Genomic DNA, 20,827 nt, shown 5'->3' with positions numbered 1-20,827 from the left:
CCATTCCGTTTTCCCTCTTCCCCGACCTTCATGACGACGTTGACCCTGATCGTCGCGCGTGCCCGCAACGGCATCATCGGCCGCGACAACCAGTTGCCCTGGAAACTTCCCGAGGATCTCGCGTTCTTCAAGCGCACGACGATGGGCGCGCCGATCGTGATGGGCCGCAAGACCCACGAGTCGATCGGGCGGCCGCTGCCGGGCCGCCGCAATATCGTCGTCACGCGCGACGCGACGCGCCGTTTCGAAGGCTGCGACACAGTCACGTCGCTGGCCGATGCGCTGGCGCTCGCCGCGCGCGACGGCGCACCCGAGGCATTCCTGCTCGGCGGCGCGCAACTCTATGCGGAAGGTCTCACGCTCGCCGACAAGCTGGTCGTCACCGAGATCGATGCGGACTTCGACGGCGACGCATCGTTCCCGGCGCCCGACGCCGCGCACTGGCAGGAAATCTCGCGCGACGCACATCAGGCAGCCGCGCCGAACACGTTCGGCTATGCGTTCGTCGTCTACGCACGCAAGCGCGGCTGACGCCTGCTTCCGCACGATGAAAAAAGCCCGACCGGTTTGCGCCGGTCGGGCTTTTTCGTTTCCAGGCGGCCGGTGCCGCGTGCGGCTTACTGCCCCGCGATCGTCATCTGCTCGATCAGCACCGAGCCGGTTTCCTTCGTCCCGCGCACGATCGAATCCGCACCGATCGCGACGATATGGCGGAACATCTCCTGCAGCGTGCTGGCGACGGTGATTTCCTCGACCGGATACTGGATCACGCCGTTCTCCACCCAGAAGCCCGCCGCGCCGCGCGAATAGTCGCCCGTCACGTAGTTCACGCCCTGCCCCATCAGTTCGGTCAGCAGCAGGCCCGTGCCGAGTTTCTTCAGCATCGCGTCGAAGTCGTCGCCCGCCTGCGTGTTCGAGCTGCGCAGCGCGAGGTTGTGCGAGCCGCCCGCGTTGCCGGTGGTTTGCGTGCCGAGCTTGCGTGCCGAATAGGTCGACAGGAAATAGCCTTCGACGACGCCGTCCTTCACGACGCTGCGCGCACGCGTGCGCACGCCTTCCTCGTCGAACGGTGCGCTGCCCATCGCGCGCGGCACGTGCGGATCCTCGACGACCTGGACGTGCGGCGCGAACACCGGCTTGCCGAGGCTGTCGACGAGGAACGACGTCTTGCGATACAGCGCGCCGCCGCTCACTGCCTGCACGAAGGCGCCGAGCAGGCCGGCCGCGAGCGGCGCCTCGAACAGCACGGGCACCTTGCGCGTGTCGAGACGGCGCGCGCCCATCCGCGCGAGCGCGCGTTCGGCCGCGTAACGGCCCACCGCTTCGGGCGCGGCGAGATCGATCGCGCTGCGCTTCGACGAATACCAGTCGTCGCGCTGCATGTGGCGGCCGCTGCCCGCGATCGGCGCGCACGCGATATAGTGGCGCGAGTACGGATAGCCGGCGAGGAAGCCGCGCGACGTCGCGAGCACGAATTGCGAATGCTGCGCCGACACGCTCGCGCCTTCCGAATTGCGGATCTGCGGGCTGACCGCGAACGCGGCGTCTTCCGCGCGGCGGGCGAGCTCGACGGCTTCGTCGGCGCTCAGCGCCCACGGGTGGTACAGATCGAGGTCGCGCGGGTCGGTTTCGAGCAGCTCGGTTTCGGCGAGACCGGCCGCTTCGTCCTCGGCCGTGAAGCGCGCGATGTTGTACGCGGCAGCGACGGTGTCCTTGATCGCGGCCGGCGAGAAGTCCGACGTGCTCGCGTTGCCGCGCTTCTTGCCGATGAACACGGTCACGCCGACCATCTTGTCGCGGTTGTGCTCGATCGTTTCGACTTCGCCGCGGCGCACCGACACCGACAGGCCGTCGCCCTCGGAGATTTCGGTCGCGGCGTCCGTCGCGCCGAGCGCCTTCGCATGGCGAAGGATGTCCGATGCGATTTCCTTGAGCTGGTCCTGCGTGTGCGGGAAATAGCGCGCTTGTACGTCGAGATTGGCTGCCATCGTCTTGGTATCCGGTGGCGGGCGGGCGCCCGCATGGTCAAAATGTTGCGTATCCCGCGATCATAGCAAGGTCCGGGGCCGGACACAGACAAGCTTGGGGTGTCCGCGCCGCGATACAATGCGGCCCATGACACGCAAAACCCGAATCCAGCCGATCGAACATGCCGTCGAGGACGACGACAATGGCTACGATCGCCCCAGCAAATCCCAGTTGAAGCGCGAAATGCACGCGCTGCAGGAACTCGGCCAGGCGCTCGTCGACCTGCCGAAGGACGCGCTCAAGCGCATGCCGATGCCCGAAGATCTCGCGGACGCCGTGCGCGAGGCGCGCCGGATCACCGATCACGAGGGCAAGCGCCGCCAGCTCCAGTACGTCGGCCGCGTGATGCGCTCGCTGACCGACGACGAAACGGCCGCGCTGCGTACCGCGCTCGACGCGCAACGCGGCGTGAACAAGGCCGCGACAGCCCGCCTGCACTGGATCGAGCGCACGCGCGAGCAGCTGCTCGCGAGCGACGACGCACTGACCGAATTCCTGCGCCAGCACCCCGACGCCGACATCCAGGAAGGCCGCACGCTGATCCGCAACGCGCGCAAGGAAGCGCAGCAAGGCAAGCCGCCGCGCTATTTCCGCGAGCTGTTCCAGTGGATCAAGGCCGCGGGCGGCGCATCCGACAGCGACGACGAAGCGGCCGGCGACGCCGGAGACGACCATGACGACGAAGCGTAACCACCCGGACGAACTCGTGGTCGGCCTCGTGTCGATCAGCGACCGCGCGAGTACGGGCGTCTACGAAGACAAGGGCATTCCGGCGCTGCAGGAATGGCTCGCCGGCGCGCTGGTTTCGCCGTGGCGCGCCGAAACGCGCCTGATCCAGGACGATGCGCCGACGATCTCGGCCACGCTGACCGAGCTCGTCGACGTCGCCGGCTGCGACCTCGTGCTGACGACGGGCGGCACCGGCCCCGCGCGCCGCGACGTGACGCCGGAAGCCACGCTGGCCGTGGCGACGAAGGAAATGCCGGGATTCGGCGAACAGATGCGGCAGATCAGCCTAAATTTCGTGCCGACCGCGATCCTGTCGCGGCAGGTCGCGGTGATCCGAGAAACGGCCGACCATGCGGCGCTGATCATCAACCTGCCCGGCCAGCCCAAGTCGATCCGGGAAACGCTGGAAGGGCTGCGCGACGCCGACGGCAAGCCGACCGTGCCCGGCATCTTCGCCGCGGTGCCCTACTGCATCGACCTGATCGGCGGCCCGTATGTCGAGACCGACGCCGCGGTGGTCGCGGCGTTCCGGCCGAAAAGCGCGCGGCGCTGAGCGTTTGCCGGGCGCTGCGCGCGTGCCGGCCCGCTCACGCGGCCGGCGCGGATTCCCCTGCCGACACCGACGCGGCCGGAATCAGGAAATGCTCGCGGTAATACTTCAGCTCGTCGATCGATTCGTGGATGTCCGCGAGCGCAGTGTGCATCGCCCGCTTCTGGAAACCCTTGTAGATGGCCGGCTGCCAGCGGCGGCACAGCTCCTTGAGCGTGCTGACGTCGAGGTTGCGGTAGTGGAAGAATCGCTCGAATTCCGGCATCCAGCGCGCCATGAAGCGGCGGTCCTGGCAAATCGAGTTGCCGCACATCGGCGACTTGCCGGGCGACACGTACTGCGCGAGGAACGCCTGCAGTTGCGCGGCGGCGTCCGCCTCGGTCACGGTCGATGCGCGCACGCGGTCGATCAGGCCCGAACGGCCGTGCGTCGACTTGTTCCAGTCGTCCATCTTCGCGAGCGTCTCGTCGCTCTGGTGGATCGCGAACACCGGGCCCTCGACGGCAATGTCGAGCGTGGAGTTGGTCACGACGACCGCGATCTCGATAATGCGGTCGTTATCCGGGTCGAGGCCCGTCATCTCCATGTCGAGCCAGACGAGGTTCAACTCGTTGCGCACGAGCGCGGGCTGGCTGGCGGAAGCGGCGGTATCGGTCATGATTCATCCTGGAAAATGGCGGACCGGGCGCGCCGATGCAGCGCCGCCCGGGCGGCCGGCATCGCATCAGCGGGGCCGGTCCGCAAGAACATATAATTCTCGCATAGAACCCTTTGGCGCCTTCGATGTCACCCTTTTCGTTCACCCTGCTGTTCGCGCTCGCCGTACTCGCGATGGTCGTCACCAAGCTGTGGCTCGCGTCGCGGCAGATCCGCTTCGTCGCCGCGCACCGTAACGGCGTACCCGCGCAGTTCAGCGCCACCATCCCGCTGACCGCCCACCAGCGCGCGGCCGACTACACGGTCGAGCGCACCCGGCTGACGATGCTCGAGATCGTCGTCAGCGCGGCCGTGCTGGTCGGCCTCACGCTGCTCGGCGGCGTCGGCGCGCTCGACACGCTGCTGACCGGCTGGCTCGGCCGCGGCTACGGGCAGCAGGTCGCGCTGGTCGCCGCGGTGCTCGTGATCACGAGCGTGATCGACGTGCCGTTCGAGTATTACCGCCAGTTCGGGATCGAGCAGCGCTTCGGCTTCAACCGGATGACGAAGCGGCTGTTCTTCACCGACATGCTGAAGAATTCGCTGCTCGGCGCCGCGCTCGGCCTGCCGCTGCTGTTCGTCGTGCTGTGGCTGATGAACCAGGCCGGCAGCCTGTGGTGGCTGTGGACCTGGATCGTGTGGGTCGCGTTCCAGATGCTCGTGCTGCTGATCTACCCGACCTTCATCGCGCCGCTCTTCAACAAGTTCGAGCCGCTGAAGGACGACGCGCTGCGCGCGCGCATCGAGTCGCTGATGAAGCGCTGCGGCTTCGCGGCCAAGGGGCTGTTCGTGATGGACGGCAGCCGCCGCTCCGCGCACGGCAACGCGTACTTCACGGGCTTCGGCGCATCGAAACGAATCGTGTTCTTCGACACGCTGCTCGCGCGCCTGTCCGGCCAGGAGATCGAGGCCGTGCTCGCGCACGAACTCGGCCACTTCAAGCGCCGCCATGTGATGAAGCGGATGCTCGTGTCGTTCGTGCTGAGCCTCGTGCTGCTGGCGCTGCTCGGCTGGCTCGCGCAGCGCACGTGGTTCTATACGGGGCTCGGCGTCACGCCGTCGCTCGACACCAGCAACGCGGGCGCCGCGCTCGTCCTGTTCTTCCTCGCGATTCCCGTGTTCCTGTTCTTCGCGACGCCGTTCAGCAGCCTCACGTCGCGCAAGCACGAATTCGAGGCCGACGCGTTCGCGGCCAGCCAGACCGACGCGCAGGATCTCGTCAGCGCGCTCGTGAAACTCTACGAGGACAACGCGTCGACGCTGACGCCCGACCCCGTCTACACGGCCTTCTACTACTCGCATCCGCCGGCCTCGCAGCGGATCGACCGCCTGCTGCAGCACGCATGAGCCGGCCGACCTCCCGCAAGCCGGCCCCGCGCGCGTCGAGCGCGCAACGGGCCGAAGGCCGCGTGATCGCGGCGCACGGCCGCCACTACATCGTCGCCCCCGACGACGGCGGCCCGATGCTGCAATGCTTCCCGCGCGGCAAGAAGAGCGACATCGCGGTCGGCGACCGCGTCGCGTACGAACTCGCGTCGGCCGACCAGGGCGTGATCGTGGAAATCGGCGAACGGCGCAACCTGCTGTACCGCTCCGACCAGTTCAAATCGAAGCTGTTCGCCGCGAACCTCGACCAGTTGCTGATCGTGCTCGCGACCGAGCCCTATTTCAGCGAGGATCTGCTCGGCCGCGCGCTGATCGCCGCCGAAGCGAACGAGCTGAAGCCGCTCGTCGTGCTGAACAAGATCGACGTCGAGGCCGCGCTGCCGGTCGCGCGCGAACGCCTCGCCCCGTACCGCGCGCTCGGCTACGACGTGCTCGAGCTGTCGGTGAAAGGCGCGCCGGACGATGCGCGCGCGCAGCTGATGCCGCACCTCGCCGGGCATTCGACGATCCTGCTCGGCCAGTCCGGGATGGGCAAGTCGACGCTCGTGAACCTGCTCGTGCCCGACGCCGAAGCCGCAACCCGCGAAATTTCGGCCGCGCTCAACAGCGGTCGTCACACGACGACGTTCACGCGCCTGTACCCGCTGGAAGGCGGCGGTGCGCTGATCGATTCGCCGGGCTTCCAGGAATTCGGCCTCTACCACCTGACCGAAGGCCGCCTCGAGCGCGCGTTTCCGGAATTCCGGCCGCTGCTCGCGGACTGCCGTTTCTATAATTGTCATCATCTGCACGAGCCCGGCTGCGCGATCCTCGAAGCGGTCGCCGACGGCCGTATCGCGCCGTCGCGGCACGCGCTGTACGCGCAGCTCGTGCACGAGGCGAGCCAGATCGTCCGCTGACCGCGCGACGTGCACGACGGCCGGCCGGCGCCAGCCGGGCCGGCTTTCATCGACAGGAGCCGCGATGCGTTTCAAGGCACCCGACCTCGCGACCGCGCAGCATTGGGCCAACGTGCTCCAGGTAGCCGGCATCGGTTGCGAGCTGCACAACTGCTACGCGACCGGCGCGCTCGGCGGCCTGCCGGCCGATGCGTGCACGCCCGAGCTGTGGCTCGACGACGAACGTGACGACGCGTTCGCCCGCCGGCTCCTCGACGCCGCGTCGCACGGCCCGTCGGCGGGCGCGGCGCCCTGGCGCTGCCGGCAGTGCGGCGAAGCGCTCGAAGCGCAATTCACCGCGTGCTGGCAATGCGGCGCCGTGCGTGACCCGCTCGATGACTGAATGCACCGCGCTGACACACAGCGAAAAGGCCGGCATCGAGCCGGCCTTTTCATTTCATCGCGCGTCAGGCTGCCCCGTCACGACACCCAGACGGCAAGCGTCAGCATCAGCAGCAGGATCATCCACAGAATCACCGCGCGCCATACGAGGCCGACCGCCGACTGCAGCGTGCGCGGCGTGCAATCGTCACCAACCGTCAACGGGCCGCTGTCGCCGACTGCCAGCGCATCGAGGCTCGACGGTTCCGCGAGCGGCCCGGCGAGACGCGCGCCGAGCGCCCCGCTGCCGGCGGCCAGCAGTACGCCGTCGTTCGGGTCGGGCCACTGGCGCGTGTGATTGCGCCACGCGTAAATCGCATCCTCGAAATTGCCGACGATCGCGAAACCGAGCGCCGTCAGTCGGGACGGAATCCAGTCGATCACGAAGAACGCACGCTGCGCGAACGTCGAGAACGCGGCCGTACGGTCGTCGCCCGGCGTCGCCCAGCTGCGCGCGAGATATTCGGAAATCCGGTACAGCACGGCGCCGGCCGGGCCGATCGGCAGCACGTACCAGAAGAACACGCCGAACACGTGGCGATGCGACGCGACGACCGCATGGATCAGCGTATGGCGGACGATTTCACCCACCGGCATGTCGACCGTGTCGATGCCCGTCCATTCATGGAGGATTTCACGCGCGCGCGGCACGTCGTCGTTGTTGAGCGCGAGGTGGATGTCGGTGAAGTAGTGGCTGAACTGGCGGAAGCCGAGCGTGAAATACACGACGGCGACGTTCCACAGGAACGCGAGCACGAAGCTCACCTTGTACAGCAGGAAATAGATCAGCGCGACGATCAGCACCCACGGCAGCACGACCGCGAGCCATGCGAGGATCCCGTGCTTCTGCTTGCCGGCGTCGAGGCCATGCGCGACGGTTTCCGCATGAAACTGGAACAGCGCGAATACCGGATTGCTCGGCGACAACGCGCGGACCTGTTCGATGATGAGAGCGAGGAGAACCGAAAAGAAAGTCATGCGTGGCGCCGTCTTCGGAGTTATGTCATTTTTTGCATAACGATAGCACAGCGTCAGCCGCGCATGGCTGCCGGCGCGGTTGCCCGGCAGCCGGTCGCGCGCGCCAGTCGGCGCGCCCGCCTAGCCGGCGGCCAAGAAGCGATACAGATTGCGAAACATGCCGGCAGTTGCGCCCCAGATGAAGTAATGCCCGCCCGGTTCGCCATTCGGATAGGGCATGGCAAAAAAACGACGCTCGCCGCCTTCCCACCGGAACACGCGGACCTGATGGTTCGCGGGATTCATCACGAACGCGAGCGGCACTTCGAAAATCTCGGCGACTTCGAACGTATCGGCCTGCACGGTAAACGGCGGATGCACGAGGCCGACGACCGGCGTCACGCAGAAACCCGTGCCGGTCAGGTAGTCGGGCAGCGCGCCGAGAATCTCGACGCGTTCGGCGGCCAGCCCGATCTCTTCCTTCGCCTCGCGCAACGCGGTGGCGGTCGCATCGCGGTCGAACGGCTCGCGACGGCCGCCGGGAAAGCTGATCTGTCCGGCGTGGTCGTTCAGGTGATCGGCGCGCTGCGTCAGCAGCACGGTGAGGCCTGACTCGCGGACGACGAGCGGCACGAGGACGGCCGCGCTGCGCGGATCGACGCCCTCCTGCAGCCTCGCCTCGCCGGGCTCGACGCTCCATTCGAGCGTGCGCGCAAAACGTTCGCGCAGGCCGGACGGCGTCATCAGCCGGGAGTCGATGACGGGCAGGCCGGCGCCGGTGCCTTCGACCGGCAAGACTTCGGGATCGATGATGGGGCGGCGATTCAATGGGGCTCTCGGGTTCGTGTCGTATCGAGCATATTGTCGCGCCAGAATGAAAAAAGCACCCGGTTGGGTGCTTTTTCCTTACAGCTCTTACTCTTGGGAAGCTGCTGCGGCGCGATCCTTCGACACCAGCTTTTCCTTGATACGAGCCGACTTGCCCGAACGCTCGCGCAGGTAGTACAGCTTCGCACGACGCACATCACCGCGACGCTTCACGACGATGCTTGCCAGCAGCGGCGAGTACGTCTGGAACGTACGCTCGACGCCTTCGCCCGACGAGATCTTGCGAACGATGAAGTTCGAGTTCAGACCACGATTGCGAATCGCGATCACGACGCCTTCGTAAGCCTGAACGCGCTTGCGGTTACCTTCAACCACGTTCACGTTCACGATCACCGTGTCGCCCGGGGCGAAATCGGGGATCGTCTTGCCGGCGAGCGCGCGCTCGATTTCTTCCTGCTCAAGTTTTGCGATCAGATTCATTACTGACTCCTTATGCCATCGTGTCGGCGTTGGCACCCGCCTGCTTCCAGGCCTGGCCCCGATAGAGGATGGATTCACATCAGGCACCGTACACGCATGTACGGCACCGCCAATTCCCGCTCGCGCAGCCGCCTCAGGAGGCGTCCTTCGCTTCGCGTGCGAGGTTCGCAAGCCACGCCTCGTCGGCCCGGCTCAACAACTTTTCGCGGCGCGCCCGGACGATCAGGTCCGGCCGCTTCCGCAACGTATTCCTCAATGCTTCCTGACGCCGCCACTTCTCGATCTCGGCATGATGCCCGCCGAGCAACACGTCCGGCACGCGCACGCCGTCGTATTCCTCGGGACGCGTGTAGTGCGGACAATCGAGCAGACCATCGGCGAAGCTGTCCTGCACGGCCGACAGCGAATCGTTCAGCACACCGGGCAGCAACCGCACGACTGCATCCATCATCGCCATCGCCGGCAGCTCGCCGCCCGACAGCACGAAATCGCCGAGGCTGATTTCCTCGTCGACGCAACGGTCGAGCAGGCGCTGATCGATCGCTTCGTAACGACCGCACAGCACGACGACGCCGGGTTCCTGCGCCATCCGCACCGCGCGATCATGCGTGAGCGGCGCGCCTTGCGGCGACATCATCACGACGCGCGTGCTCGCGATGCCCTGCTCCGCCTGTGCCGCTTTCGCGGCATCGATCGCGGCTTCGAGCGGCCTCGCCAGCATCACCATGCCCGGACCGCCGCCGTACGGACGATCGTCGACCGTGCGGTAGTTGTCCGTCGTGAAATCACGCGGGTTCCAGGTGCGCAGCCCGAAGCGCCCCTGCTTGACGGCCCGGCTGGTGATTCCCCAGTCGGTCAGTGCGCGGAACATCTCGGGAAAGAGCGTGATGACGTCGAACTGCACCGCGCTCTCGGTAACCTGGTTCATTTCAGTAATCGGCTTCCCAGTCGACGACGATGCGACGCGCCGCCTGATCCACCGTTTTGACGTAGACGCCGACGAACGGAATCAACCGCTCGTCGGTGGTCGGCCGACCGTCTTTGCCGGTCGCCGGATACTCGACACGCATGATCGAATGCACGCCGTTGTCGATCATCCCGCTCACCTTCCCGAGCGCCACCGATTGCTCGTTGACGACCTCGAGACCGATCAGGTCGACCCAATAGAATTCGTCCGCGGCCAGTGCCGGGAAATCTTCCCGGCGCACGAACACGCGAAAGCCGCGCATGGACAGCGCAGCATCGCGGTCGCTGACGCCCGCGGGTTGCGCAACGACAGTGTCGCTGTGCGTCTTCGACTGCATGATGCGGACGGAAAGCCGCTCCGCACCGCGTTCCAGCCACCAGCGACGCGCATTGAGCAGCGCGTCGCCACCGCGACCGGCATCGGCATGCGCCGCCACCTTGACCCAGCCTTTCAGGCCGTAGGCGTCGACCACCGCCCCGACCTCGACGGCATCGTCGGGCCAGGTTTGCGTCGCGTCGGGGCCGCCTGGTTCGGCAGCCTGACCGGCGTTCGCGACCATGTCGCGCTCGACCGGTTTGCGGACGAATGCGCCGAATGACGCACGCCCGCGCCTTGCATTACCGGAATCGTGACCCGCCATCAATGCACCTCATAGCCGGCACGACCGGCACACCGTGCCATGTTAGGCAGCCGGTTGCGCCTTTTGCGCTTCCTTCACGAGACGCTGGACGGTCGGCGACAGTTGCGCGCCAACGCCTTGCCAGTACGTCAGGCGATCCTGAGCGATACGCAGCGATTCGCCCTTCGTGGCGACCGGGTTGTAGAAGCCGACGCGCTCGATGAAGCGGCCGTCACGACGGTTGCGCGAATCGGTAGCAACGATGTTGTAGAACGGGCGCTTCTTCGAGCCGCCACGAGCCAGACGGATGATAACCATATGATGTCCTTCGGGAAAACCGGGTTCGAAACTACTGAAACACGCGATTATAGCCGGAAACCAGAGGTACAACAAACACTTACGCGTAAAAATCCGCGGACGGCCCGTCCGCCGGGCCTACAATCGTCGTGTCCAGGACGCTCCCGACCGTCATGTTGCCCCTTCGCGCCGCCCTCGTGCGCCGCGCACGGCGCCCATTCGCGACGCTGCTTGCCGGCCTTGCTAGCTCCGTGTCCGCGCCGGCGTTTACCGCGCCGCTGCCGGTGAACGAACTCGTCGTGCCGCCCGGCTTCCACGTGGACGTGCTGACCGACGCCGTACCGGCCGCGCGCGAAATGGCGTGGTCGCCGCGCGGCATCCTGTATGTCGGCACACGAGACGGCCGCGTCCACGCGTTCGTCATGCACGAGGGCCGGATCAGCGCGCGCTACGTCGTCGCGTCCGGGCTCGACATGCCCGTCGGCGTCGCCTACCGCGACGGCGCTCTCTATATATCCGCCGTGTCGCGCATCGTGCGCATCGACCATATCGACGACCGGCTCGCCAGACCGCCCGCCCCTGTCGTGGTGACCGACGCGCTGCCGACCGACCACCATCACGGCTGGAAATTCATCGCGTTCGGCCCCGACGGCAAGCTGTACGTGCCGACCGGCGCACCGTGCAACGCCTGCCTCGCCGATCGCAACCGCTACGCGATCATCGCGCGAATGAACGCCGACGGCAGCGGACGCGAAGTGGTCGCCCGCGGCATACGCAATACGGTCGGCTTTGCATGGCACCCCGATTCGGGCGAGCTGTGGTTCACCGACAACGGGCGCGACATGATGGGCGACGACGTACCCGACGACAAGCTGAACCGCGCGCCCCGCGCCGGCCTCGACTTCGGCTTTCCCTACTGCCACGGCGGCGATACACCCGACCCCGAATTCGGCAGCGCCGAGGTTTGCCGCCGTTACGTGCCGCCCGTCCTGAAACTCGGCGCGCACGTCGCGGCGCTCGGGATGCGCTTCTATACCGGGCCGATGTTTCCGGCGTCGTATCGCAATAATGTCTTCATTGCCGAACACGGCTCGTGGAACCGCAGCACGAAGGTCGGCTACCGCGTGATGCGCGTGTTCGTCTCGGCGGACGGCAGCCATGCACGCCAGACGCCGTTCATTACCGGCTGGCTGCGACCCGACGGCACGGTATGGGGACGCCCGGCCGATGTACTGCCGCTGCCGGACGGCTCGCTGCTCGTCAGCGACGATTACGCAGGCGCGATCTATCGCGTGACCTATGCGGCACCTTGACGCAGGCGAGGGGTGACCGGGCCCGACCGGGCATCGTAGAATGCGTGCCGGGCCGCGCGCCCGCGCCGGCCTGCCGGCCCCGCCCATGCCAACGACAAGACGCCGCCATCCATGTCCAGCAGCACCGCATCGCCCCGCCGCTTCCGCTCCAAGACGCTCACCGCCGCCCTCGCGTTCCTGCTCGGATCGCTCGGCGCGCACCGCTTCTATCTGTACGGCTTTCGCGACGTGTACGGCTGGGCCCACCTGCTCGCGACGATCGTCGGCATCCCGGGCTTCCTCCTGCTCGCGGCTACCCAGCGCAGCGCCGGCCTCGGCTGGTGGCTCGCGGTCCCCGGCGCAATCTCGCTGCTGGCGGCGTTCCTCGCCGCACTCGTCTACGGGCTGCGTCCCGACGAAAAATGGGATGCGCAATTCAACGCGGACACCGGCAAGCACAGCAAGTCGGGCTGGACCGTGATCTTCGTCGTGATCTTCTCGCTGCTGATCGGCGCGTTCCTGTTGATGACCGCGCTCGCGCTGTCGTTCCAGACTTACTTCGAATCGCAGGTCGAAGCAGCCAAGCAGATTTCGCAGTAAGCACCACCGATACGGTCGATACGGCACACCGGCAACCGTATCGCTCGTCCATCAGAACAGGCTCAACTGCATGTCGTCGCGCGGCTTCGCGCCGGCTGAGCGAACCGCAACACGCGGCGCCGGCACCGCAGCGGCCGGCGCCCCGCTGAACCGCGACAGATCGAGAATGCCGTTCGTGCGCTCGTTCAACCCGAGCCGCTTGACCGCCTGACGGAAGCGCTGCCGCAACAGGTCGGCCCAGATCCCCTCGCCCTTCATCCGTTTCGAGAAATCCGAGTCGTAATCCTTGCCGCCGCGCATGTCGCGCACGCGGTTCATCACGCGCTCCGCACGATCGGGAAAATGCGCGGCAAGCCAGCTCTTGAACAGCGGCGCGACCTCCCACGGCAACCTCAGGATGATGTAGCTCGCATGCGTCGCACCGGCTTCCGCGCACGCCTCCAGCACGCGCTCCATGTCCGGCTCGGTCACGAACGGAATCACCGGCGCGATGCTCACGCCGACCGGCACGCCCGCCTCGCGCAGCGCGCGGATCGTGCGCAACCGCCGCGCCGGCGTGGCCGCGCGCGGCTCGAGCATGCGCGCGAGTTCGGCATCGAGCGTCGTGATCGTGACCGCCGCCATCACCTGCCCGCGTTCGGCCATCGGCGCGAGCAGGTCGAGATCGCGCTCGATCAGCGACGATTTCGTGATCGCCGCGAACGGCAGCCCGCGATCGTGCATCACCTGGACCACGCTGCGCGTGATGCGCAGGTCGCGCTCGACCGGCTGGTATGCGTCGGTGTTGACGCCGAGCGCGATCGGCTCCGGCACGTAGCGCTTGCGGGAAATCTCGCGTTCGAGCAGCTCGGCCGCGTTCACCTTCGCGTAGATGCGGCTTTCGAAATCGAGCCCCGGCGACAGCCCGAGATAGCTGTGCGTCGGCCGCGCGAAACAGTAGATACAACCGTGCTCGCAACCGCGATACGGATTGAGCGACACGCTGAACGGAATATCGGGCGACTGGTTGTGCGTCAGGATGCTCTTCGCCCGCTCCTCGAATACCTGCGTGCGCAGCGGCGCGGGGAAATCGGCATCGTCGGACTCGTGCGTCCAGCCGTCGTCCACCGCTTCGCGCTGCGCGAGTTCATACCGCCCCTGCAGGTTGTCGACCGCACCGCGCCCCTTGCGGGGCACGGGCGGCGCTATCGGAAATTCGTTGTCGGACCGATCGTCCATGTGCCCACCCATTCGCCTGCGCCCAATACTGTACATTTATACAGTATTGGGCGCAGCATGCCAAGGGCGGGATAAAGGGCCCGACAACGGGCCGCCGGCACGTCATTCGCCGACGGCGATCGTCAGCGTTTCCTTGATTTCTTCCATCACGACGTAGCTCTTCGACTGCACGGCGCCGGGCAACTGCAGCAGGATGTCGCCGAGCAGCTTGCGGTAGTCGGCCATCTCGCCGATCCGCGCCTTGATCAGATAGTCGAAATCGCCGGAGACGAGATGGCATTCGAGCACCTCATCGATCTTCATCACTTCCCGGCGGAATTGCTCGAACATGTTGCCGCCCTTGTGGCCGAGCGTGATCTCGACGAACACCAGCAGCGCGGCGCCCAGCTGGCCCGGGTCGACCCGCGCGTGATAACCGGTGATCACGCCGTCGCGCTCCATGCGCCGCACACGCTCGATACACGGCGTGACGGTCAGGCCGACCTGTTCCGCAAGGTCTTTCATCGCCATCCGGCCGTCGTCCTGGAGCAGTTTCAGGATGCGTCGGTCGAGCTTGTCGAGCGAGCGTACGGGCTGACGTTGCGTTCTCATTTGTTTATGCTGAAAACCGAAAAAATACGATAACAAAAACTGCACATTCGACAATACCATAGCTCAAAAAACTAGATCAGCTAGAGGTTACACGGAGCCGCAGGGTGCGCCCGGCCTCAACCTGGTCCCTTCCATCTGGAGCAGCTATGCGAGTCGTCATTCTGGGCAGCGGTGTGGTGGGCGTGGCAAGCGCGTATTACCTCGCGCGCGCCGGCCATGAAGTCACGGTGATCGACCGGGAAGCCGGCCCGGCGCTGGAGACGAGCTTCGCGAACGCAGGCCAGATCTCGCCCGGCTATGCCGCGCCGTGGGCCGCGCCCGGCGTGCCGCTGAAGGCGGTCAAGTGGATGTTCGAAAAGCACGCGCCGCTCGCGATCCGCCTCGACGGCACGCGCTTCCAGCTCCAATGGATGTATCAGATGCTGCGCAACTGCACGGCCGAGCGCTATGCAGTCAACAAGGGCCGCATGGTCCGTCTCGCCGAATACAGCCGCGACTGCCTGCAGGCGCTGCGTGCCGATACCGGTATCCAGTACGAAGGCCGCACGGGCGGCACGCTGCAACTGTTCCGCACGCAGCAGCAGCTCGACGGCGCGGCGAAGGACATCGCCGTGCTGCAGGAAGCGAACGTGCCGTTCGAACTGCTGTCGCCGGCCGAACTGAAAAAGGCCGAACCGGCGCTCGCCGCCGTCTCGCACAAGCTGACGGGCGGCCTGCGCCTGCCGGGCGACGAAACGGGCGATTGCCAGCTGTTCACGACGCGCCTCGCCGCGCTCGCCGAATCGCTTGGCGTCAAGTTCCGCTACAACACGCCGATCGATGCGCTCGCGATCGCGGGCGGCAAGATCGCCGGCGTGCAGTGCGGTAGCGAGACGGTACGCGCGGACGCGTACGTCGTCGCGCTCGGCTCGTACTCGACGAGCTTCATCTCGAACCTGATGAAGGTTCCGGTCTATCCGCTCAAGGGTTATTCGATCACCGCGCCGATCGTCAACGAAGCCGCCGCGCCCGTGTCGACCGTGCTCGACGAGACCTACAAGATCGCGATCACGCGCTTCGACCAGCGCATCCGCGTCGGCGGCATGGCGGAAATCGTCGGCTTCGACAAGAAGCTGCGCGCGGCACGCCGCGAAACGCTGGAGATGTGCGTGAACGACCTGTTCCCGGGCGGCGGCGACACGTCGAAGGCGACGTTCTGGACGGGCCTGCGCCCGATGACACCGGACGGCACGCCGATCGTCGGCCGCACGCCGGTGTCGAACCTGTTCCTGAACACCGGCCACGGCACGCTCGGCTGGACGATGTCGTGCGGCTCGGGCCAACTGCTCGCGGACCTGATCTCGGGCAAGATGCCCGCGATCCAGGCCGACGACCTGTCGGTGCATCGTTACCTGAAGGACGTGCCCGGCCAGACGCGCCCGGCATACGCGTAAGTCGGAACGGCCCGCGGCGATGCGGGCCCGTTGCATCAGCGAGAAAGGCGCCCGAGGGCGCCTTTCTCTTTTGGGCGACTGCGAGCGTGCGAGCGCCGCTCGGCACGAGACGATCGCGGATCGTCCAGGCGCACGCCGCTCGCGCCTCTTCCGCGATGACACAACAAAAAGGGGCGCTCGTCGCGCCCCTCTTCTCGTGTGCTTACCGCTGAAGCATCACACCGCGTCAGCCGAGCTCGGTCACGAGTTCCGGCACGAGCGCGAACAGATCGCCGACGAGGCCGTAATCGGCCACGCTGAAGATCGGTGCTTCGGGATCCTTGTTGATCGCGACGATCACCTTCGAATCCTTCATGCCGGCCAGGTGCTGGATCGCACCCGAAATGCCGACCGCGATGTACAGCTGCGGCGCGACGATCTTGCCGGTCTGGCCGACCTGGTAGTCGTTCGGCACGTAGCCGGCGTCGACTGCCGCGCGCGATGCGCCGAGCGCTGCCGACAGCTTGTCGGCCAGCGGCTCCAGCACCTTCGTGTAGTTCTCGCCGCTGCCCAGGCCGCGGCCGCCCGACACGATGATGCTCGCCGACGTCAGTTCCGGACGGTCCAGCTTCGTCACTTCGCGGCTCACGAACTGCGACTTGCCGGCGTCGGCCGCCGCTTCGATCTTGTCGACCGCCGCGCTGCCGCCTTCCGCCGCCACCGGATCGAAGCCCGTTGCACGCACCGTGATGACCTTGATCGGGTCGCTCGACTGCACCGTCGCGATCGCGTTACCCGCGTAGATCGGGCGCTCGAACGTGTCGGCCGAATCGACTGCCGTGATGTCCGAGATCTGCGCGACGTCCAGCTTCGCCGCGATACGCGGCGCGATGTTCTTGCCGTAGGCCGTCGCCGGCGCGAGGATGTGCGAGTAGTCCTTCGCGATGTTCAGCGCGGTCGCTTCGACGTTTTCCGCCAGGCCTTCGGCCAGTTGCGGCGCGTCGGCCAGCAGCACCTTCGACACGCCTGCGATCTTCGCTGCAGCGTCTGCCGCCGCTTGCGCGTTGTGGCCCGCGACCAGCACGTGGATGTCACCACCGATCTTCGCTGCCGCCGCCACCGTGTTCAGCGTCGCGGCCTTGATCGACGCGTTGTCGTGTTCTGCAATCACCAGAATCGTCATTTCTTTCCGCTCCCTCTTACAGCACCTTGGCTTCGGTCTTCAGCTTCTCGACCAGCGTCTTCACGTCCGGCACCTTCACGCCGGCTGCGCGCTTCGGCGGCTCGACCACCTTCAGCGTCTTCAGACGCGGCGCGACGTCCACACCGAGGTCTTCCGGCTTCACGGTTTCCAGCGGCTTCTTCTTCGCCTTCATGATGTTCGGCAGCGTCACGTAGCGCGGCTCGTTCAGGCGCAGGTCGGTCGTGACGACCGCCGGCAGCGTCAGCGACAGCGTTTCCGCGCCGCCGTCGACTTCGCGCGCCACCGTCGCCTTGCCGTCGGCCACCGTCACCTTCGACGCGAACGTCGCTTGCGGCAGGCCTGCCAGCGCGGCCAGCATCTGGCCCGTCTGGTTCGAATCGTCGTCGATCGCCTGCTTGCCGAGGATCACGAGCTGCGGCTGTTCCTTGTCGACCAGCACCTTCAGGATCTTCGCGACGGCCAGCGGCTCGACGCTGTCGTTCGACTCGACGAGGATCGCGCGATCCGCGCCGATCGCCAGCGCCGTGCGCAGCGTTTCCTGCGCTTGCGTGACGCCCACCGACACCGCGATCACTTCGGTCGCGACACCCGCTTCCTTCAGGCGCACGGCTTCTTCAACGGCGATTTCGTCGAACGGGTTCATCGACATCTTCACGTTCGCGATGTCGACGCCCGTGTTGTCCGACTTCACGCGGACCTTCACGTTGTAATCGACCACTCTTTTCACTGGCACCAGGATTTTCATGCACACGCTCCAAAGTTACGAATACGACCAGAGGCCATTTTATAGCGAGGCCTCATGACTGCGCGGCCAGGCGGACCCAACCATGATGGTTGTCGAGGATACCGCTTCTTGGCGACGCGCCAATGATAGCGAACGGTCGTTCTATTTTAAAAGAGAAAAAACCCGGACGCAAAGCCCGGGTTTTCGATCATCGACTCTAATCCCGCCGGGCATCCCGTGCTTCGCCCGTTACCAGGCGGCGATGACCGCGCCGCCGAACTTGCCTTCGATGAACTGCTTCACGTCGGCCGAGTGATACGCCGCAATCAGCTTCGCGACCCACGGCTTGTTCCGGTCCGCCTCGCGAATCGCGAGGATGTTCGCGTACGGGCCGTTCGGGCCCTCGATCGCGATCGCGTCCTGTTTCGGCTTCAACCCCGCTTCCATCGCGTAGTTGGTGTTGATCGCGGCCGCGTCGACGTCGCCGAGCGAGCGCGGGATCTGCGCCGCGTCGAGCTCGACGATCTTCAGCTTGCGCGGATTGTCGACGATATCGAGCGGCGTCGCCTTCAGCCCCGCATCCGCGCGCAGCTTCAGCAGCCCCTGCTTCTGCAGCAACAGCAGCGCGCGACCGCCGTTGGTCGGATCGTTCGGAACCGCGACGCGCGCGCCCGGCTTCAGCTCGGCCAGCGACTTCACGCGCTTCGAATAGATGCCCATCGGGAACGTGACGGTATCCGCGACCTTGATCAGCTTGTAGCCGCGATCCTTCACCTGCGCCTGCAGATACGGATCGTGCTGGTAGCTGTTCGCGTCGAGGTCGCCCGACGCGAGCGCGGCGTTCGGCTGCACGTAGTCGGAGAATTCGACGATGCGGATCTCCAGGCCGCCCTTCGCCGCGACCTGCTTCACCACTTCCATGATCTGCGCGTGCGGGCCGCCCGTCACGCCCACCTTGATGGTTTCGGCCCGGGCGTGCGCGCCCGCGAACAGTGCGGCCGCGCCCAGCGCCGCGGCAAATTTCAGCATGAAGCGTCGTTGCATCGTGTCTCCCCTATCGGATCGGTCTGTCTTATTTGTGGCTCAGCCGGCGCACCAGCCAGTCGCCGAACGATTGCACGATCTGCACGAACACGATCAGGATCGCGACGACCGTCCACATCACTTCCGGCAAATAGCGCTGGTAACCGTAGCGGATGCCGAGATCGCCGAGGCCGCCGCCGCCGATCGCACCCGCCATCGCCGAATAGCCGACCAGCGACACGAACGTGATCGTCAGGCCCGCGACGACGCCCGGCAGCGATTCGGGCAACAGCACCTTGAATACGATCTGCGACGTGGTCGCGCCCATCGATTGCGCGGCCTCGATCAGCCCGCGGTCGACTTCGCGCAGCGCCGTTTCGACGAGACGCGCGATGAACGGCGCGGCCGCGAGCGTCAGCGGCACGACCGCCGCGGCCGTGCCGATCGACGAGCCGGTGACGAGCCGCGTGAACGGAATCACCGCGACCAGCAGGATGATGAACGGCGTCGAGCGGACGGCGTTCACGATGCCGCCAAGCACGCGATTCACCGCGAGGTTCTGCAGCACGCCCTGGCGATCGGTCAGGTAGAGCAGCACGCCGAGCGGCAGGCCGACGAGCGCGCCGACCGCTCCGGAGATGCCGACCATGATCAGCGTCTCCCAGAAGGACTGCACGAACATATCGAACATCTCACTCAACATACGAAAGCTCCTCTACCACCACGCCTTGCTCGCGCAGGAACGCGAGCGCCTGCCCGACCTTGCCCGGCTCGCCGCCCGCGAGCACCGCGAGCGAACCGAATGCCTGCCCCTGGATCTCGTCGATCTGGCCATGCAGGATGTTGAAATCGAGTTCGTACCGGCGGATCGTCTCCGACAGGATCGGCTGGTCGACCCCCGAGCCCGTGAAGGCGAGCCGCAGCAGATGGCCGCTGCCCGTCTTCAGCCGCTCGGCCACGCGCGCCTTCAGCGCGGGCGGCAGCTCCTGCGCGATCACGTCGCCGATCAGCGCGCGCGTCACTTCGTGATGCGGCTGCAGGAACACGTCGATCACGCGACCTTCCTCGACCACGCGTCCCGCATCGAGCACCGCGACGCGATCGCAGACCTGCTTGATCACTTCCATCTGGTGCGTGATCAGCACGATCGTCAGGCCGAGCTCGCGGTTGATGCGCTTCAGCAGGTCGAGGATCGAACGCGTGGTTTCGGGATCGAGCGCGGACGTCGCTTCATCCGACAGCAGTACCTTCGGCTGGCTCGCCAGCGCGCGAGCGATGCCGACGCGCTGCTTCTGGCCGCCGCTGATCTGCGATGGATAGCGATCCTTCTGCGCGGACAGCCCGACCAGATCGAGCAGCGGCAGCACGGCGGCTTCGATGTCGGCACGGCTCGCACCGGCCAGTTCGAGCGGCAGCGCGACGTTGTCGAACACCGTGCGCGACGACAGCAGGTTGAAGTGCTGGAAGATCATGCCGATCTCGCGGCGTGCCTCGCGCAGCGCACCGGCCGACAGCAGCATCAGGTCGCGCCCGCCGACGACGACATTGCCTTCGTTCGGCCGCGTGAGCAGGTTGATGGTGCGCACGAGCGTGCTCTTGCCGGCGCCGCTTCGGCCGATGATGCCGAACACCTCGCCTTGCGGGATCGTCAGGTTGACGTTGCGCAGCGCATCGACCCAGCCGCCCGGGCCGGGGAAACGCTGCGAGAGATTGCGTAATTCGATCATGTAAACAAAACGGCGGCCGGCCGGCGAGTTGGCCCGCCAGTCGGCCGCCGATGCATCTGGAATAACCGGCGATTTTACCGCAAACCCCTCATTCCCCTTAATAATCGATTTCGATCTTTTCATAACCGGACGAAATTAGAGGGGCGCCGCTGGGCTCGCGCGGGAAGGCCGCGTCTATGA

Annotated in this window: 24 protein-coding genes; 9 read left to right on the top strand and 15 right to left on the bottom strand. The window is 66.3% G+C overall.

Features of this window, described 5'->3' with window-relative positions; translation table 11 throughout:
* Window positions 1-30 precede the first annotated feature (30 nt).
* Window positions 31-531 carry a dihydrofolate reductase gene (locus tag DTA15_RS21460; RefSeq protein WP_006486858.1) on the top strand — a complete coding sequence of 167 codons (501 nt, stop codon included), beginning with the start codon at window positions 31-33 and terminating at the stop codon, window positions 529-531.
* Between the two features lie 86 nt (window positions 532-617).
* Here the strand turns inward: DTA15_RS21460 and pmbA are convergent, their stop codons facing one another.
* Entirely contained in the window at window positions 618-1,988 is a 1,371-nt protein-coding gene (pmbA, locus tag DTA15_RS21455; RefSeq protein ID WP_006493546.1) for a metalloprotease PmbA, read from the bottom strand.
* A gap of 127 nt (window positions 1,989-2,115) precedes the next feature.
* Between pmbA and yjgA the strand changes: the two genes are divergently transcribed.
* Window positions 2,116-2,718 carry a ribosome biogenesis factor YjgA gene (gene yjgA / locus DTA15_RS21450; RefSeq protein WP_006486826.1) on the top strand — a complete coding sequence of 201 codons (603 nt, stop codon included), beginning with the start codon at window positions 2,116-2,118 and terminating at the stop codon, window positions 2,716-2,718.
* Window positions 2,702-3,310 carry a molybdopterin adenylyltransferase gene (gene mog / locus DTA15_RS21445; protein ID WP_006486883.1) on the top strand — a complete coding sequence of 203 codons (609 nt, stop codon included), beginning with the start codon at window positions 2,702-2,704 and terminating at the stop codon, window positions 3,308-3,310. The genes yjgA and mog overlap by 17 nt, the downstream gene beginning before the upstream one ends.
* Before the next feature lie 34 nt (window positions 3,311-3,344).
* Here the strand turns inward: mog and orn are convergent, their stop codons facing one another.
* Window positions 3,345-3,965, bottom strand: a complete 621-nt coding sequence (gene orn / locus DTA15_RS21440) for an oligoribonuclease (protein ID WP_006486828.1) — start codon at window positions 3,963-3,965, stop codon at window positions 3,345-3,347.
* A 125-nt stretch (window positions 3,966-4,090) separates the two neighbouring features.
* Here orn and DTA15_RS21435 point away from each other — a divergent pair, with 125 nt between their 5' ends.
* The 3 genes from DTA15_RS21435 (at window position 4,091) to DTA15_RS21425 (ending at window position 6,670) form a co-directional block, all read left to right on the top strand.
* The gene (locus tag DTA15_RS21435; RefSeq protein WP_006486907.1) at window positions 4,091-5,350 is read left to right on the top strand and encodes a M48 family metallopeptidase; all 1,260 of its coding nucleotides are present in this window, start codon (window positions 4,091-4,093) and stop codon (window positions 5,348-5,350) included.
* The gene (rsgA, locus tag DTA15_RS21430; protein WP_006486937.1) at window positions 5,347-6,288 is read left to right on the top strand and encodes a ribosome small subunit-dependent GTPase A; all 942 of its coding nucleotides are present in this window, start codon (window positions 5,347-5,349) and stop codon (window positions 6,286-6,288) included. The genes DTA15_RS21435 and rsgA overlap by 4 nt, the downstream gene beginning before the upstream one ends.
* A gap of 64 nt (window positions 6,289-6,352) precedes the next feature.
* Window positions 6,353-6,670: a putative signal transducing protein gene (locus tag DTA15_RS21425; protein WP_006486909.1), complete on the top strand. Its 318-nt coding sequence runs from the start codon at window positions 6,353-6,355 to the stop codon at window positions 6,668-6,670.
* Between the two features lie 77 nt (window positions 6,671-6,747).
* Here the strand turns inward: DTA15_RS21425 and DTA15_RS21420 are convergent, their stop codons facing one another.
* The 6 genes from DTA15_RS21420 to rpsP form a co-directional block, all read right to left on the bottom strand.
* The gene (locus DTA15_RS21420) at window positions 6,748-7,686 is read right to left on the bottom strand and encodes a CobD/CbiB family protein (RefSeq protein WP_006486900.1); all 939 of its coding nucleotides are present in this window, start codon (window positions 7,684-7,686) and stop codon (window positions 6,748-6,750) included.
* A 120-nt stretch (window positions 7,687-7,806) separates the two neighbouring features.
* Window positions 7,807-8,493: a CoA pyrophosphatase gene (locus tag DTA15_RS21415; RefSeq protein WP_006486824.1), complete on the bottom strand. Its 687-nt coding sequence runs from the start codon at window positions 8,491-8,493 to the stop codon at window positions 7,807-7,809.
* A gap of 87 nt (window positions 8,494-8,580) precedes the next feature.
* Window positions 8,581-8,973: a 50S ribosomal protein L19 gene (gene rplS / locus DTA15_RS21410; protein WP_006486838.1), complete on the bottom strand. Its 393-nt coding sequence runs from the start codon at window positions 8,971-8,973 to the stop codon at window positions 8,581-8,583.
* Window positions 8,974-9,106: 133 nt separating this feature from the next.
* A complete protein-coding gene (gene trmD / locus DTA15_RS21405; protein ID WP_006486979.1) occupies window positions 9,107-9,901 on the bottom strand; it encodes a tRNA (guanosine(37)-N1)-methyltransferase TrmD in 795 nt (264 codons plus the stop codon).
* Between the two features lies 1 nt (window position 9,902).
* Window positions 9,903-10,580, bottom strand: a complete 678-nt coding sequence (gene rimM / locus DTA15_RS21400) for a ribosome maturation factor RimM (protein ID WP_006493547.1) — start codon at window positions 10,578-10,580, stop codon at window positions 9,903-9,905.
* Between the two features lie 42 nt (window positions 10,581-10,622).
* The gene (gene rpsP, locus DTA15_RS21395) at window positions 10,623-10,877 is read right to left on the bottom strand and encodes a 30S ribosomal protein S16 (protein ID WP_006476550.1); all 255 of its coding nucleotides are present in this window, start codon (window positions 10,875-10,877) and stop codon (window positions 10,623-10,625) included.
* Between the two features lie 152 nt (window positions 10,878-11,029).
* On the opposite strand from rpsP, the gene DTA15_RS21390 reads away from it, so the two are divergent.
* Both DTA15_RS21390 and DTA15_RS21385 read left to right on the top strand, forming a co-directional pair.
* Window positions 11,030-12,169, top strand: coding sequence for a PQQ-dependent sugar dehydrogenase (locus DTA15_RS21390; RefSeq protein ID WP_006486929.1), 1,140 nt, complete (start codon window positions 11,030-11,032; stop codon window positions 12,167-12,169).
* 111 nt (window positions 12,170-12,280) lie between these two features.
* A complete protein-coding gene (locus DTA15_RS21385) occupies window positions 12,281-12,748 on the top strand; it encodes an NINE protein (RefSeq protein WP_006486876.1) in 468 nt (155 codons plus the stop codon).
* Window positions 12,749-12,799: 51 nt separating this feature from the next.
* Here DTA15_RS21385 and DTA15_RS21380 read toward each other — a convergent pair whose 3' ends face one another.
* Window positions 12,800-13,978, bottom strand: coding sequence for a PA0069 family radical SAM protein (locus DTA15_RS21380; RefSeq protein ID WP_034178295.1), 1,179 nt, complete (start codon window positions 13,976-13,978; stop codon window positions 12,800-12,802).
* 90 nt (window positions 13,979-14,068) lie between these two features.
* Window positions 14,069-14,557 (bottom strand): Lrp/AsnC ligand binding domain-containing protein, encoded by a 489-nt coding sequence (locus DTA15_RS21375; RefSeq protein WP_012492860.1) that lies wholly within the window; start codon window positions 14,555-14,557, stop codon window positions 14,069-14,071.
* Window positions 14,558-14,703: 146 nt separating this feature from the next.
* Here DTA15_RS21375 and DTA15_RS21370 point away from each other — a divergent pair, with 146 nt between their 5' ends.
* Complete coding sequence (locus DTA15_RS21370; protein ID WP_006486941.1) at window positions 14,704-15,990, top strand: D-amino acid dehydrogenase; 1,287 nt, start codon at window positions 14,704-14,706, stop codon at window positions 15,988-15,990.
* Window positions 15,991-16,216: 226 nt separating this feature from the next.
* Here the strand turns inward: DTA15_RS21370 and DTA15_RS21365 are convergent, their stop codons facing one another.
* From DTA15_RS21365 to DTA15_RS21345, 5 genes are all read right to left on the bottom strand, one after another.
* Window positions 16,217-17,152, bottom strand: coding sequence for an electron transfer flavoprotein subunit alpha/FixB family protein (locus DTA15_RS21365; RefSeq protein ID WP_006486854.1), 936 nt, complete (start codon window positions 17,150-17,152; stop codon window positions 16,217-16,219).
* 16 nt (window positions 17,153-17,168) lie between these two features.
* Window positions 17,169-17,918, bottom strand: a complete 750-nt coding sequence (locus DTA15_RS21360) for an electron transfer flavoprotein subunit beta/FixA family protein (RefSeq protein WP_012492861.1) — start codon at window positions 17,916-17,918, stop codon at window positions 17,169-17,171.
* A 228-nt stretch (window positions 17,919-18,146) separates the two neighbouring features.
* Window positions 18,147-18,941, bottom strand: coding sequence for a MetQ/NlpA family ABC transporter substrate-binding protein (locus DTA15_RS21355; RefSeq protein WP_006486939.1), 795 nt, complete (start codon window positions 18,939-18,941; stop codon window positions 18,147-18,149).
* Between the two features lie 28 nt (window positions 18,942-18,969).
* Entirely contained in the window at window positions 18,970-19,623 is a 654-nt protein-coding gene (locus tag DTA15_RS21350) for a methionine ABC transporter permease (RefSeq protein WP_006486982.1), read from the bottom strand.
* Window positions 19,613-20,647 (bottom strand): methionine ABC transporter ATP-binding protein, encoded by a 1,035-nt coding sequence (locus DTA15_RS21345; protein WP_012492862.1) that lies wholly within the window; start codon window positions 20,645-20,647, stop codon window positions 19,613-19,615. Before DTA15_RS21345 ends, DTA15_RS21350 begins: the two co-directional genes overlap by 11 nt.
* Between the last annotated feature and the right edge of the window lie 180 nt (window positions 20,648-20,827).

It is taken from the genome of Burkholderia cenocepacia, from assembly GCF_900446215.1.
GTDB classification, from domain to species: Bacteria; Pseudomonadota; Gammaproteobacteria; order Burkholderiales; family Burkholderiaceae; genus Burkholderia; species Burkholderia cenocepacia.
The sequence above is the reverse complement of the archived record's forward strand: the minus strand, read 5'-3'. Positions and strand labels throughout refer to the sequence as shown.

Bases quoted from the DNA above. Each gene is read 5' to 3' on its own strand.
- rimM (WP_006493547.1), bottom strand. From the start codon at position 10,580: ATGGCGGGTCACGATTCCGGTAATGCAAGGCGCGGGCGTGCGTCATTC.
- DTA15_RS21350 (WP_006486982.1), bottom strand. From the start codon at position 19,623: ATGTTGAGTGAGATGTTCGATATGTTCGTGCAGTCCTTCTGGGAGACG.
- DTA15_RS21435 (WP_006486907.1), top strand. From the start codon at position 4,091: ATGTCACCCTTTTCGTTCACCCTGCTGTTCGCGCTCGCCGTACTCGCG.
- mog (WP_006486883.1), top strand. From the start codon at position 2,702: ATGACGACGAAGCGTAACCACCCGGACGAACTCGTGGTCGGCCTCGTG.
- DTA15_RS21390 (WP_006486929.1), top strand. From the start codon at position 11,030: ATGTTGCCCCTTCGCGCCGCCCTCGTGCGCCGCGCACGGCGCCCATTC.
- DTA15_RS21385 (WP_006486876.1), top strand. From the start codon at position 12,281: ATGTCCAGCAGCACCGCATCGCCCCGCCGCTTCCGCTCCAAGACGCTC.
- DTA15_RS21355 (WP_006486939.1), bottom strand. From the start codon at position 18,941: ATGCAACGACGCTTCATGCTGAAATTTGCCGCGGCGCTGGGCGCGGCC.
- DTA15_RS21360 (WP_012492861.1), bottom strand. From the start codon at position 17,918: ATGAAAATCCTGGTGCCAGTGAAAAGAGTGGTCGATTACAACGTGAAG.
- DTA15_RS21375 (WP_012492860.1), bottom strand. From the start codon at position 14,557: ATGAGAACGCAACGTCAGCCCGTACGCTCGCTCGACAAGCTCGACCGA.
- DTA15_RS21460 (WP_006486858.1), top strand. From the start codon at position 31: ATGACGACGTTGACCCTGATCGTCGCGCGTGCCCGCAACGGCATCATC.
- rpsP (WP_006476550.1), bottom strand. From the start codon at position 10,877: ATGGTTATCATCCGTCTGGCTCGTGGCGGCTCGAAGAAGCGCCCGTTC.
- trmD (WP_006486979.1), bottom strand. From the start codon at position 9,901: ATGAACCAGGTTACCGAGAGCGCGGTGCAGTTCGACGTCATCACGCTC.
- DTA15_RS21365 (WP_006486854.1), bottom strand. From the start codon at position 17,152: ATGACGATTCTGGTGATTGCAGAACACGACAACGCGTCGATCAAGGCC.
- rplS (WP_006486838.1), bottom strand. From the start codon at position 8,973: ATGAATCTGATCGCAAAACTTGAGCAGGAAGAAATCGAGCGCGCGCTC.
- rsgA (WP_006486937.1), top strand. From the start codon at position 5,347: ATGAGCCGGCCGACCTCCCGCAAGCCGGCCCCGCGCGCGTCGAGCGCG.
- DTA15_RS21380 (WP_034178295.1), bottom strand. From the start codon at position 13,978: ATGGGTGGGCACATGGACGATCGGTCCGACAACGAATTTCCGATAGCG.
- orn (WP_006486828.1), bottom strand. From the start codon at position 3,965: ATGACCGATACCGCCGCTTCCGCCAGCCAGCCCGCGCTCGTGCGCAAC.
- pmbA (WP_006493546.1), bottom strand. From the start codon at position 1,988: ATGGCAGCCAATCTCGACGTACAAGCGCGCTATTTCCCGCACACGCAG.
- DTA15_RS21420 (WP_006486900.1), bottom strand. From the start codon at position 7,686: ATGACTTTCTTTTCGGTTCTCCTCGCTCTCATCATCGAACAGGTCCGC.
- DTA15_RS21425 (WP_006486909.1), top strand. From the start codon at position 6,353: ATGCGTTTCAAGGCACCCGACCTCGCGACCGCGCAGCATTGGGCCAAC.
- yjgA (WP_006486826.1), top strand. From the start codon at position 2,116: ATGACACGCAAAACCCGAATCCAGCCGATCGAACATGCCGTCGAGGAC.
- DTA15_RS21345 (WP_012492862.1), bottom strand. From the start codon at position 20,647: ATGATCGAATTACGCAATCTCTCGCAGCGTTTCCCCGGCCCGGGCGGC.
- DTA15_RS21370 (WP_006486941.1), top strand. From the start codon at position 14,704: ATGCGAGTCGTCATTCTGGGCAGCGGTGTGGTGGGCGTGGCAAGCGCG.